This window comes from Kiloniella litopenaei (assembly GCF_000982415.1).
In the GTDB taxonomy this organism is placed as follows: domain Bacteria; phylum Pseudomonadota; class Alphaproteobacteria; order Kiloniellales; family Kiloniellaceae; genus Kiloniella; species Kiloniella litopenaei.
The window spans coordinates 234017-247144 of the sequence record NZ_LANI01000002.1 but is presented as its reverse complement, the minus strand read 5'-3'; the positions used below and the strand labels follow the sequence as shown (position 1 = coordinate 247144).

11 protein-coding genes are annotated in these 13128 nt (G+C 44.7%); 7 read left to right on the top strand and 4 right to left on the bottom strand.

Annotated features, from left to right (window positions below; all coding sequences use genetic code 11):
• Positions 1-6: 6 nt before the first annotated feature.
• The 3 genes from WH95_RS20380 (at position 7) to WH95_RS02760 (ending at position 3781) form a co-directional block, all read left to right on the top strand.
• A complete protein-coding gene (locus tag WH95_RS20380) occupies positions 7-1947 on the top strand; it encodes a methyl-accepting chemotaxis protein (protein WP_052741743.1) in 1941 nt (646 codons plus the stop codon).
• A 157-nt stretch (positions 1948-2104) separates the two neighbouring features.
• Positions 2105-2803 (top strand): substrate-binding periplasmic protein, encoded by a 699-nt coding sequence (locus WH95_RS02765; RefSeq protein ID WP_157845871.1) that lies wholly within the window; start codon positions 2105-2107, stop codon positions 2801-2803.
• Positions 2804-3046: 243 nt separating this feature from the next.
• Positions 3047-3781, top strand: coding sequence for a substrate-binding periplasmic protein (locus tag WH95_RS02760; protein ID WP_046502635.1), 735 nt, complete (start codon positions 3047-3049; stop codon positions 3779-3781).
• A gap of 12 nt (positions 3782-3793) precedes the next feature.
• Here the strand turns inward: WH95_RS02760 and WH95_RS02755 are convergent, their stop codons facing one another.
• On the bottom strand, positions 3794-4678 hold the full coding sequence (locus WH95_RS02755) for a DMT family transporter (RefSeq protein WP_046502633.1): 885 nt from the start codon (positions 4676-4678) through the stop codon (positions 3794-3796).
• 269 nt (positions 4679-4947) lie between these two features.
• Here WH95_RS02755 and WH95_RS02750 point away from each other — a divergent pair, with 269 nt between their 5' ends.
• The 3 genes from WH95_RS02750 to WH95_RS02740 all read left to right on the top strand — a co-directional run bounded on the left by WH95_RS02750 (position 4948) and on the right by WH95_RS02740 (position 8143).
• Positions 4948-6105 (top strand): ABC transporter substrate-binding protein, encoded by a 1158-nt coding sequence (locus WH95_RS02750; protein WP_113771979.1) that lies wholly within the window; start codon positions 4948-4950, stop codon positions 6103-6105.
• 122 nt (positions 6106-6227) lie between these two features.
• Positions 6228-7373 (top strand): FecCD family ABC transporter permease, encoded by a 1146-nt coding sequence (locus WH95_RS02745; protein WP_082113951.1) that lies wholly within the window; start codon positions 6228-6230, stop codon positions 7371-7373.
• The gene (locus WH95_RS02740) at positions 7370-8143 is read left to right on the top strand and encodes an ABC transporter ATP-binding protein (protein ID WP_046502631.1); all 774 of its coding nucleotides are present in this window, start codon (positions 7370-7372) and stop codon (positions 8141-8143) included. Before WH95_RS02745 ends, WH95_RS02740 begins: the two co-directional genes overlap by 4 nt.
• Before the next feature lie 121 nt (positions 8144-8264).
• Here the strand turns inward: WH95_RS02740 and WH95_RS02735 are convergent, their stop codons facing one another.
• Positions 8265-8798: a hypothetical protein gene (locus tag WH95_RS02735; protein ID WP_046502629.1), complete on the bottom strand. Its 534-nt coding sequence runs from the start codon at positions 8796-8798 to the stop codon at positions 8265-8267.
• 365 nt (positions 8799-9163) lie between these two features.
• Here WH95_RS02735 and amaB point away from each other — a divergent pair, with 365 nt between their 5' ends.
• Positions 9164-10669, top strand: a complete 1506-nt coding sequence (gene amaB, locus WH95_RS02730) for an L-piperidine-6-carboxylate dehydrogenase (RefSeq protein WP_046502626.1) — start codon at positions 9164-9166, stop codon at positions 10667-10669.
• Positions 10670-10807: 138 nt separating this feature from the next.
• Here amaB and WH95_RS02725 read toward each other — a convergent pair whose 3' ends face one another.
• Positions 10808-11710, bottom strand: coding sequence for a hypothetical protein (locus WH95_RS02725; RefSeq protein ID WP_052741742.1), 903 nt, complete (start codon positions 11708-11710; stop codon positions 10808-10810).
• Positions 11711-12139: 429 nt separating this feature from the next.
• A complete protein-coding gene (locus WH95_RS21240) occupies positions 12140-12889 on the bottom strand; it encodes a TetR/AcrR family transcriptional regulator (protein ID WP_046502624.1) in 750 nt (249 codons plus the stop codon).
• Between the last annotated feature and the right edge of the window lie 239 nt (positions 12890-13128).

Genomic DNA, 13128 nt, shown 5'->3' with positions numbered 1-13128 from the left:
ATAAGTATGTTGTTGCGCGTCAGGGTCTTGATTGCTGCTATTGCGGCTATGTTATCTGTTGTGCTTGTTATGTTGGGGGCAGGGTACATTGCGCTTTCTGCATCTGAAAAACGGTACGATGATGTTGCCATGTCGTCTCAAAACTTGTTGCTTAACAAGACAAAAGCGGTCCGCGAACAGGCAATGGCCGAAGCTTTACCAAAGCTTGCCCGTAATAAAGAGTTAAAAAAAGCTCTTTCCAAAAAGCAGTGGGATAAAGTGCCGGAATCAGTAGAGACGACATTTACTGCTTTTAGTGCGGGGGGATTAGTAGATGGTCTTCAAATTACGGATATGGACGGTATTCTTCGGTATTCTTCTCAGGGTGAAAGTTTCATTGGCCAACAAACAGCATCACTTTTGGTAAATGAAGCTATTGAGACGGGGAAAATTGTAAGGGGCCTGGATCAAGATAAATCTGGACAGCTATATGTTTCTGTTGCCAGTGGGGTGAGCTTACGAGGGAAGCCTATTGGTATTGGCATCTTGCAAAAAAACATAAATAGTGTTTTTAGCGAATTAAAAACGGATACTCTAATCGACAGTATTTTCTTGAAAACTGATGGATCTCTTTACAGTCAAACAACGCAAGGCATATGGGAGCAAGCAGTTAACAAGCTGGATATTAAAAAACAAACTGGTACAGAAATAATTTCTCTGGATGATTTTACCTATGAGGTTATTTATCGTCCTCTGAGTTTTGTTGATGGAACATTAGCAGGCACATGGGTTACGTTTTCTGATGTGACCGAAACATACGCTGAAGCGCTAATTATTCGACAAATAATGCTCGCCGTTCTTATTGTAATGATAACGGTATTAGTGTTCAGTATTTATTGGTATTTACGTCGCTCACTACGTCCTTTGACAGCGATTGTTAATATTATGCACAGGCTTATGAAGGGCGAACGCGAGTTTGATATTCCAGAGGCCGTTCGTAAGGATGAGATCGGTAATATCACAGAAGCAGTTGTGCTGTTTCGCGAAAGTATGATTAAATCGGAACAATTAGCTGCTGCTGAACAGGATAGGCAAGCAAGACAGATTGAACTGGCCGCCAAAAATGATGAATTAATTAAAGACTTTGATGACGTCATTGGTATTGCGATTAAATCAATGGGATCTGAAATCGAGAATATGCGTTCAACTGCGTCTAGTCTTGGTGAGCTATCCGATGAGACGGGACGCTTCGCTAAATCTGTGGCGACTTCGGCGGGGGATGCGTCGACCAATGTATCGACAGTGTCTGCAGCAGCAGAAGAGCTAAATGCTTCAATTTCTGAAATTAATCGACAGGTACAAGGATCGGTTGAGATCGCCGATGATGCTTCTGCGAAAGCTAATAAGACCGAAGATAATATTAAGCAACTTGCGGTCGCGACTGAGGAAATTAGTAAAGTTCTGGATTTAATCACATCAATTGCTGAACAAACCAATTTGTTGGCATTAAATGCGACCATTGAAGCGGCCCGTGCGGGAGAGGCTGGCAAAGGCTTTGCCGTTGTTGCTGGAGAGGTGAAAAATCTGGCATCTCAAACAGCAAAAGCGACAGAACAGATAACAGATCAGATTGCTTCTATTCAAAACGCTTCTACAACGGCAGTTGATGGTATCAGCGAGATTGCGGCTATCGTCAGCAATGTCAAAGAAGTTTCAACCGCGATTGCCTCGGCTGTTGAACAACAAGGCGCTGCAACCCAGGAAATAGCCCGTAATATTGAACAAGCTTCTGGTGGAACAGCCGAAGTTAACAACAATATACAACAGGTTAGTACTGCCGCGAATAAAACGCGTGAAGAAGCTGGTAAAGTTGTCACAGCTGTTAACATTGTGTCTGATAATACTCAAACGGTTCAAGAGGCTGTGGAGAATTTTTTAAAGGACGTACGTCAGACGCAATCGGCGTAGAGGAGGGGCTTTTATAGTTGTGTAGCAAACATATTGAGAATAACGACTTTGGCGAATTAAACTATCGATATCCAGGGGCCATTGATTTGTACTGTTTTGGACAAGAAAATACATAGCCTTAGGATCGAAACACATTGTTTCTATGTGCTTTTTATGGGTGGTGTTATGTTCAGATGCAGCTTTTGCCGCAGAGAACAAGCTGCTTATTTCACGTTTCAAAAATGCCGATGGTGATAAAGTTGTTTCCTATGTGTTAGAACAAATCTACAAGCAGGTTGGCTATGAAATAGCTTTTGTGGATTACCCCGGTAAAAAATCTGTCGAAAAAGCAAACGCGGGTGAAACCGATGGTGAGAACATGCGCCGGGCCGGATTGGAACGTATTTATCCTAATTTGATCCAGCTGTCCCAACCGCATGTTGATATCAACTTTCGTATCTATATCAAAGGCAACAATGTTTTTTTGCCAGAGACTGACAGTTGGAAAAAAACGAAAATTGGTATTGTAAAAGGGGTCATTGTCTCAGAAGAAATGACAAAGGATTTAAACACTGTTGCGTATGATTCTGTTGGTGAACTTTTTGAAGAATTAAACCTCGGTCAGATTGATGTTGCCATTGCAACAGACCTAATTGGTGGTTTGGAAGTTTTTCTGCATCATCAGGGCGAACAAATAAAAACTCACGGAGCCATCCTGAAAACAATTTCTCTGTATCATTATCTTCATAAGCGTCATGAGGCCCTTGTGCCCTTGCTTAACAAGGAAATAGCACGGCTTCGTAAACATGGTGGTCTGGAAAAACTCTATGTAGAAGGATTTCAAGTTCTTCGTTCTAAAACCAAGACGAGCGACTAGTTAGCTTCATTCGGACAGATCGCCACCCACAATCTAAAATTGGGTATGATTTGGTTTGCTATATTTGTTTGATCCTCAAAAAAGTAACAGAACTTAACCGCACGCGGATAATGATCTATTAATATCTCTTGGCTAGATTGTTCGAACGCATGTTTGATTTATTCGGGTATCGGGGCGCGGCATTGCCGTTAAGGTGCGCCGAACAAAGTCAGGCTCAAACAGTTTGAAAGCGGGAAGAGTAATATGGCGCAAAGTTTTCGGTCCTTTTGTCTGTCGGTCCTTGCTGTTTGCTTTTTTCATACCAGTGCTCTGGCTGACGAAGAAAAGAAACTTGTCATTTCCCGCTTGGGCCATGGGGATGGTGATCTTGCCATTTCTTATGTTCTCGAGAAAATATACGCACGGATCGGATATCAGATTTCCTTTGCCGATTATCAGGGGCGAGAATCACTGGAAAAGGCAAATGCCGGCGTAACAGATGCGGAGAATATGCGTCGGCCGGGATTGGCATCGGACTATCCAAACCTTGTTCAACTGTCTTTCCCCCATGTTGATCTGCGGTTTCGTGTTTATACGAACCATGATGCTGATTTTTTGCCAACCATGGATAGTTGGAAAGAAAAGAGGATAGGAATTGAAAAGGGGGTCCTTATTTCAGAAGAAATGACGCAAGGGCTAAACCCAAAAATGTTTAATTCAGTCGGCGAGTTGTTTGAACAACTGGATGCCGGAAATGTGGATGTTGTTATTGCAACTGACCTAATTGGCGGGCTTGAGGTTCTAAAGAACTTTCCTAACCGGAATATCAGAACACATGGCCCCGCACTTAAAATAGTATCTTTATTTCACTATCTACATAAACGTCATGCCGATTTGGCACCCGCCCTCAATAAAGAAATAGAGGCACTTCGTAAAAGCGGCGAACTTGATAAGCTCTATATTGATGCTTTCAAGTATGTACGCACCAAATCGAATTAAAGACGGGTCAAGTTACACTGTCTTGTTTTTTGATACGATCAAGACCCCGATTGCAGCCACGGCCATTCCGACCCAGGCAAACAATGGCATTTCTTCGCCAAGCAATACCCAACCAAACAAGGCCGCAAGTGGGGGGACAAGAAACATTAATGAGGATACGCGCGATACTTCACCAGCGCGGATCATCGCAAGGAGCAAGCTGATCGCCAGAATTGAATTGCCGATTGCCAAATAAGCAAGGGCGGCAAAAAATTCCATTGTCCAGGTGACTTCCATCGTTTCAAAGATCAGGGCAATAGGGGCAACCACGGCAAATCCAGCAGCGTATTGAACCATGTTGGCAACGATCGGATGATGGCCGCCACCAAAACGCTTTTCATAAAGAACACCACTGGTGATACCCAAAAGCCCCATAACGCTGAAACTGACACCGATCAGGGTTGGTGGCTCAATATCTGATCGGGCAATAATAACAATGAAAACGCCCGTCAGACCAAGCAACAACCCAAGCCAACGCAGCCAACTAACCTTTTCCTGTGCCAGTTTGGGCGCCAGTATGGCGACGAGTATGGGTTGTAATGACATAAAGATTGCCAATACACCAGCCGATACACCGGACCTGAAAGCCCACCAGCAAAAACCGAAATAGACTGCCTGGACCAGCACGCCGACAACAACCAGATGCCCCCATTCTTTCGGGTGCTTGGGCAGGGCAGGCCTAAAGATAAGGAAAAAAGGAAATAGTAAAATCACCACTGTTGAAAAGCGCATGGAAAGCAACGTCATTGGTTCGGCGTATTGCAATCCGACCTTGGCAATGCCATAGCCACCCGCCCACAATATTGTAAAGGCAACAGGCGCGAGTATTAACCAAAGTGGTTTCTTATTTGTATTCATGACGGGGTGATCCGGAAAAGAGAGATTGGACAGCACAGTATCAGGCTGAAATGTCGTTGGATATAGGCAAAATACGATATTTGATTAGCCATTATCCGACTTTTTTGCCAATTGTTTTTTCTTAAGAAAATAAATAAATGCGAATCATTTGCATTCTCATTTATTTTAAGTATTCTGCCTTCATTCGATGCTCTGGGTTGAAAAATTATTCCTATTTTTCCCCGTCACTGAATACGGAATTTGACCCCGTTGGAGGAAATCAAATGAAAATGACAAATTTAAAAGCTGCGGCAACCGGTTTTGCTGCAACTTTGGCTATGACCGTCGGTCTTGCTGTGGTCCCGCATGCCGCTTTGGCTGACAAGGTAACGATTACGGATATTGCTGGACGTACTGTCGAAGTAGAAAAGAACCCAGAAAAGGTTGTTCTTGGCGAAGGGCGTATGATTTATTCCATCGCTGTTCTGGACCGCGAAAATCCTTTCAAACGTGTGGTTGGCTGGAAAGATGACCTGATCAATTACGATCCTGATGCTTATCAAAAATATAAAGCACGCTTTCCCGAAGTAGAGAAAATTGAAAATCTGGGCAGTCCCTATGCCGCTGAATATAGTCTTGAAACGGTGATTTCACTGGATACTGATGTTGTCTTCCTGAACTTGGGCAACCTTTTAAAGGCACAGGAAAGCGGTATTCTGGATAAGCTTGATAAAGCTGGTATTCCCGTTGTCTTCCTCGATTTCCGTCAACGTCCAACACAGCATACTGTTCCTAGTTTACAAATTCTGGGACGTATTTTTGACGAACGGGATAATGCTGATGAATTCGTCGATTATTATTTGAAAAACATGATGACTGTGTTTTCACGTGTTGAAGCAATCAAAGACGAAGACAAGCCCGTTGTCTTTATCGAAAATGCTGCTGGTTATAATCCTGACAAATGCTGTAGCACCTACGGTAGTGCCAACCTTGGTCGCCTAGTCGACCTTGCTGGGGGCTTGAATTGGGGAACTAAAAAATTCCCGGGCCTTCGTGGTAAAGTTAATCCAGAGGTTATTTTTACCGATGATCCCGATGTGATTTTGGGAACCGGAGCAAACTGGTCCAAAGCTCAACCAGGCACCATGGCGGTTCTGTTTGGCTATGAAGCTGATAAGGACGCAGTTAATCAAAGATTGGTTGCCCTGGCAGGTCGTAAGGGTTGGAGCGAGCTAAAAGCGGTTAAGTCCGGGCGGTTCCATTCAATTTATCACCAGTTCTATAACAGCCCTTATCATTTCGTGGCGTTACAAACTTTTGCCAAATGGTTCTATCCAGAGAAATTTGCGGATCTCGATCCGGAAGCGACCTTTGTCGAGTTACACGACAAGTTTCTCCCGATTGACTATAGCGGTGTGTTCTGGGGCTCATTACCAGCAACACAGTAACACCTGAAATGAAGCCCGCGAGGTTGTTGTCCGTCCTGATGTTCAGGGGGCACATCTCGCGGGTATTTTGCTTTTTCTACTGATCACGTTTTAATTTCAGAATATATACAGAAAGACCAGTAATGTCCTTTGGTGCAGATAAGGTTGAAAGTGCTGACAAGGCGGGGACAACAGAACAAATCAGTTATACGGAACAGGTGAATACTGTTGCTAATTCTATCGCCGATGTGCCTGTTCAATTGGGGTATCGACGTCAACTTCGGCAACGTTATCTCATTTTGCTTGGTGTTACTCTTTTGCTTTTTGTCAGCTTTATCTTTGACGTTGCCAATGGGCCGGGGGACTTTCCTCTTTCTGTGGTTTTTGAAACCCTGTGGGATGCCAAGGCACATGGCATAAAGCTAGAGGTCATTATCTGGGATTATCGTTTGCCGATTGCGCTTACGGCGGTACTTGTGGGGGCCATTTTGGCGCTTGCGGGTGCGCAGATGCAAACGGTTTTAAATAATCCTTTGGCTGAACCCTTTACACTGGGGGTGTCATCTGCGGCGTCGTTTGGTGCTGCGCTCGCCATTGTTGTTGGCTGGAGCATTGTCCCTAATCTTGGGCCTTTGCTGGTAACATTCAATGCCTTTGTTTTTGCCTTGATGACATGCATCTTCATTCTGGTTGCTACCCGTATAAAGGGGGTGGGAACCGAAACGATGATACTATTCGGAATTGCCATCTTTTTTGCCTTTAACGCAGCCCTTGCCATGATGCAATATATGGCTTCTGAAGATGAGCTAGCCCGTATTGTATTCTGGATGATGGGTTCCTTATCACGGGCGAGCTGGGAAAAGATATCTTTGGGTGCGATCTTGTTATGCTTTGCGCTGCCCTATAGCTTTTATCGTACATGGCAGTTGACGGCCTTGCGAATGGGGGATGATACGGCTATCAGTCTGGGCATTGATGTCGCTCGATTGCGTGTAGAGATGTTGATTGTGATCTCTCTTCTTGCGGCAACAGCGGTTGCCTTCGTCGGGACGGTCGGTTTTGTTGGTTTGGTCGGTCCCCATATTGCCCGCCTGATTGTTGGCGAAGACCAGCGCTTTTTTATTCCCCTGTCTGCCTTGGTGGGGGCACTGACACTTTCTTTGACATCTATCATAAGCAAGATGATTACACCCGGTATTATCTATCCGATTGGCATTATTACGGCCCTGATTGGTGTTCCCGTGTTTATCTCTCTTATCCTCAGTACCCGAAAGGAACGCTTATCATGACGCTTGAAATCTCGGGGCTTTGTGCCGGGTATGGTAACAAACAGATTTTGAAGGATGTTTCTGTCTCAACAGTATCTGGCGGGGAATTCGTCGGCCTTATTGGCCCGAATGCATCAGGTAAATCGACCCTTTTCAAATCTATTGCCGGGGCTGTAAAGACAACAGAGGGCGAAATTACACTAGACGGTCGGGACTTAAGACGTGCCAGCCGGGGACAACGTTCCAAAGTGGTGGCCTATATGCCGCAATCCTATGGCTGTAACGCTGTTCTTACGGTGTTTGAATGTGTCTTGCTGGCTTTGAAACAGACGACGGGATGGCGGGTGAAAGACAGTGACCTGCAACAGGTGTCTTCTGTCTTGCAAGCCTTGGATCTATCGCATCTTGCCGATCGCGGGATCTCAAACCTCAGTGGAGGTCAGGCCCAAATGGTGTCTGTTGCACAGACACTGGTTAGGGAGCCAAGGCTTGTGCTTTTGGATGAACCGACTTCGGCGTTGGACCTGCACCATCAGCTTTCAATTCTTTCGACAATCCGCTCCTTTATGCAAGACAAGAATATGATTGTCATTGCTGCGCTTCATGATTTGAATTTGGCGGCGCAATTCTGTGATCGACTGGTGCTTATTAAAGAGGGAAAAGTCTTGGCAGATGGCAAGCCCGAAGATGTTTTGTCACGTCAGGAGATTGATGATACCTATCGTGTGCACACAAACCTAGAGCGCACCAGTCGTGACACTTTGTATGTGGATGCCCGTTTGTCCGCGTAAGGACCGGTATTTATCAAGCAAGGCTACTTGTATCTATACAGGTAATATCACTACAGAGAACTGAGGGCATAATTCTCTGTCCAACAAGCCATGAAACGGTAGGCAGAATTGTGCTTGTTTTTCATTGCTCGGGCGGTGCCTTTGATAGCCAGTCCAGGGCTTGTTGTTTCGTCTTAAAGACCTGAAAGGTATGTTCAGGGGCGAGCGCTTGCATCGCTTTGATCAAAAGATTGAAGGTAAAGTCACGAGAAATAAAGGCGGTGCGAATACGTGGCGCATTGCCATTGAAAAAGATATCCCATTGGTTTCCTATTTCTTTCACTGTATGCCAGCCGACATCGCCTTTGTGGAACCGTAGGTCAATAAGGTTATTATATCGTTCCAGATGTTCGATGCTTTTCCAGATTTCAACAACTTCAGGGACAAGTTGTTCATGATGTAATGTCCCGATATAAACCATATGCCGGATATGGTTTTCCCGATCCAGATAGCATTCGACCCGTGGTGGTTTAGGGGCGGGGGGATTATCAGCACTGTATAAAAAGGGTGTTGAGTATTTTTCTTCGGCTTCACCTGTATTGCTTGAAGGGGCATTTACACCAATATTATTCGTTAATGGTACTGAAGTATCTGAATGTTTGCCTGAAGTCTTCAAGTGGATACCTGTGATGTTTTGGGATGGGATTTGATTGGCAGGAAAAGAAGGACAATACTTGGTAAGCAGCTTTCACGTATCCTTTCATAAACTATACAAAAAAGCTAATTTTTTAAATAAATATTTATATCAAAAGTAGAGCGTGTGGTTAGAAATATATGATTAAAAATCATATAGATAAAGTTGGTTGTCCTTGAATTCCTTGATACCCCTAAAGTTTTTCGATTGCGCTCTACTTCATGAGTTTTTGTTATAGGGTTAGAATTATTCCTCTATTGCACCACTTTCTGATATGATTAATTTAATATTTTAGAAAATATACAATTTCATTATTTATTTAAGCTGTTCATGTGGTGGAGACTGGTATGAGTTATTCAGATATTCTGGAACGTCTGGGGCTGACAAAGGAAATGACATCTGGTGGTAGTCTTCGGGTTACGTCGCCAATTGATGGCGCAGAAATCGGGATGGTTCAGGAAATTCCGGCTGATAAGGTTGATCAAGTTATCGCGTCCTCTAAGGCTGCGTTCAAGAGCTGGCGCCAAGTCCCTGCGCCACGCAGGGGAGAACTGGTGCGATTATTGGGCGAGGAATTGCGGGCATCCAAAGAAGATCTGGGTCGGTTGGTGACACTGGAATGTGGTAAAATCTACGAAGAGGGTCTGGGCGAAGTTCAAGAGATGATAGATATCTGTGACTTTGCTGTTGGCCTTTCCCGCCAGCTCTATGGTTTGACAATTGCGTCGGAAAGACCGGGACATCATATGCGCGAAACCTGGCACCCTGTCGGTGTGTGCGGCGTCATTTCAGCCTTTAACTTTCCGGTTGCTGTCTGGTCCTGGAACACAGCCCTTGCACTTGTGTGCGGGAATTCTGTTATCTGGAAGCCGTCCGAAAAAACGCCCCTGACAGCCTTGGCATGTCAAAAGATATTTGAACGGGCGGTTGAACGTTTTGGCGATGATGCCCCGCAGGATTTGCATCATGTGATTGTTGGTGGTCGCGATGTCGGTGATGTTTTGGTCAGTAGTGAAGATGTTCCCATTGTTTCTGCAACGGGCAGTACAGCAATGGGGCGTCAGGTCGGGCCGAAAGTCGCCGCACGTTTTGGGCGTTCCATTCTGGAGCTTGGGGGGAACAATGCGATGATTGTCTCGCCTAGCGCAGATCTGGATATGGCTGTACGTGCTATTCTTTTCTCTGCTGTGGGAACGGCGGGACAACGCTGTACATCGCTGCGCCGTCTAATTGTGCACAAAGACATTTATGATCAGCTTGTTCCCCGCGTTATTGCTGCTTATGAAACTGTGAGCGTCGGTGATCCACTAGCCCAGGGAACCCTGGTCGGCCCGTTGATTGATCAGGGATCTTTTGACAACATGCAAAGTGCTCTGGCGGCGGCAAAAAAATCTGGCGGTGTTGTACATGGCGGTGATCGAGAGCAGGAAGAGGCTTTCCCCAATGGGTTTTATGCACGTCCGGCAGTTGTTGAAATGCCAGAACAGCATGACGTGGTCAAAACGGAGACCTTTGCCCCCATTCTATATGTCATGAAATATGATGATTTTGATGCGGCAATAGAGATGCAGAATGATGTTCCTCAAGGCTTGTCATCCTGTGCCTTCACAACCGATGTGCGCGAGGCTGAACAGTTCCTTTCAGATGTTGGGTCTGATTGCGGTATCGCAAATGTTAATATCGGCCCAAGTGGTGCTGAAATCGGCGGTGCTTTTGGTGGTGAAAAAGAAACGGGCGGTGGCCGCGAAAGTGGTTCCGACGCTTGGAAAGCCTATATGCGACGTCAAACCAATACGGTGAACTATTCACGTGAATTGCCGTTGGCACAGGGTATCACCTTTGATATCAACTGAGGTTAATATCGATTGAGATGTATGTTGATTGCGGGAAACATTCGCTGCATAGACAAATGTTCACAACATAGGCACAGGCCCGTTCAGGGCCTGTTGCTTTACCTCTTGGGTGCTTGGATCGTGTTCACAACTGCCGATTTATTTTGCTTTGCGCCTAAAAATATAGACAGCGGAACTTAATTCGGGGGGGATAATCAAGCTACTTAAATGTTTGTCCTCTTCAAAGCTGAACAGGTTCTGATCCTTGTAGCTATTCCAGTTACCCGAAGCTGATTTTAACTGAGACCCAATAACAATATAGGTGTTTACAGTATTTGTTTTAAAAACGTCTGCCTCAAAGTTGTTGTTCGCTGGAGGCCACGAACAAATAACAACTTCTGGATTGTAGGTTTTAAGCGCTTTTTTTGCATCCATATTAATTACGGATTTCGGGTATTCGATACTGTGATCCCAACTGCGATTGTCTGTTGCTGTTATTCTGACGCCCTGATCTTGCAAAAAACCAGAAAGAGTTCCGTCTCCTGCTGCTATTTCAAGACAGGACTGAGAGCCGATAATCTTAACAAGCTCGTCAATAAAGGCGCGTGAATAGAAACAGTAAATTCCTTTGGGCTCAACCAAAGGCATCAGGTAGTTTTTTTGCCAGATAAGAGGCCAAAACAAACGGAACCAGAAAAGGGAGGCGGGTTTTCTTTCCAGGTCATCAAGAAACAATAGCTTTTGGATGATATAACCGTTGAACCAGTTAAAGCTGACCTTTCCATGTTTAACACCTGTAACGTCTGACAAACCCTGGTTCTTTACGACAAGCTGAAACATGCGTTGGCAGATATAGTTCTCTAATTCTGGGGGCAGTTCTTTAGAGGCCTTTTTTTGGGGAATCATCCCTTGTTGGAGTGTTGTGACATCCCGATCTTGTGCGGCCTGGGAAATAGCTTGCTGGACGGCGATCCATTGTTCAGGAAATTCTGTACGAAGCTCATTTAACGAGGGATACTTGGCGAGCCACTTTTGTATTTTCTTAGGGTTTCTTTTTTTCATCAATATTTCTCTTTTTGTATAGCTCTTCAACAAGTTTAGCTTACGGTTAGAAGCGATACAAAAATGGGTTAAATCGTGTCGGTTGATCAGATTTTACAGTGTTTGGGTAGGGAAAGGTCCGGCGTATCTTTTTAATTAATCACACTTGCTAAGATATGCCCGTTATTCAATGTGCTATATCAAGGCCATGATCAGAAATGAAAATATACAATAGACGATTGGATTTCTATTGTGAAGTCCCGTTCCAGTTGCGGGGTATCCGGCCTGGCAGTGATGATTTTGTTACTGCCCGGTTAGGAAACGTTCCGTTCTTTGCCAAAAGCTTTGCTTGGTGTTATTACCAGAGCCGGAATAAATGGTTTATGTGGTCAGCGTAGAAAATCATGGACGTTATAATTGATCCAGTTTCTATGGGGTAACCTGTTATTCTTATGGTTCTTTGGTAACTTTTAATCCGTATATAAAACGTTCTACCGTGCTATCCACAATCGTGTCGATTTCTTCGGGCGAGGGTGGGGGGGCACCAGTCACAAGACAGGTTAAATAGCGCGCGCCAAAAAGCATGGAATAAAAACTCTGTGCTGCTTCTAGTGGGTCATCAACAGCAATTTCTCCGGCGGCGATTTTCTCTTCCAAATATGTGGCAAGTAGTTCCCGCGAGATTTTTGGACCCGTATTCATGAACTCTATACCATGAGACGGGTCTGTTTCTGCCTGTGAAATCAAAATGCGGAACAATGAAACGCTGCCGTGATAGTGAAGCATATGGAGGAACTTTGTTCCAAGCTTTACAAGACATTCTTTCAAGGGGAGTTCGTGGTCTGGTTTGACATCGAGCTCTTCGCGTTTCAGGTCACAAAAGTTCGTAATAACGTGGGCGAACAGTTCTTCTTTTGATCCAAAATGGCTATAGACTGTTCGTTTGGAAACCCCGGCAAGGGCAGCGATTTTGTCCATGCTCGCCGCTTCGAACCCCTGGGTGATAAAAATCTCGCTGGCGGCGTTTCGAATGTCGTTTCTTTTCTTTTCCGAACGGCTCAATTTTTGACCAAGAGAAGCAAACAGACATTGGTCCCGGTCCCAAACAGATGGGTTTTGAACCGAGTCTTGATCCGTTTTTATTTCTTTTTTAGAGGCTCTACGCCCCAGTCCGCCTAGGATACAATTATCTTTTGCCAAATTCGACTCCAAATAAACTACACCGTGTAGTTTACATTGAATTATAAATAAGTAAACTACACCGACTAGTTTACTTCAGTGATGTCCATGTTTCAAGTAAGGTAATACCGGAAAAACGTCCGATTTCCAAAGCAAAAGCGGCTTCTTTATTGGATTTATTTTGGATTCAATGAAATGCATGTGGTTTTGAGAGGTTATTCTCCGGTCTAAAATTACACGAACCGTGACTTGCCCTGAAG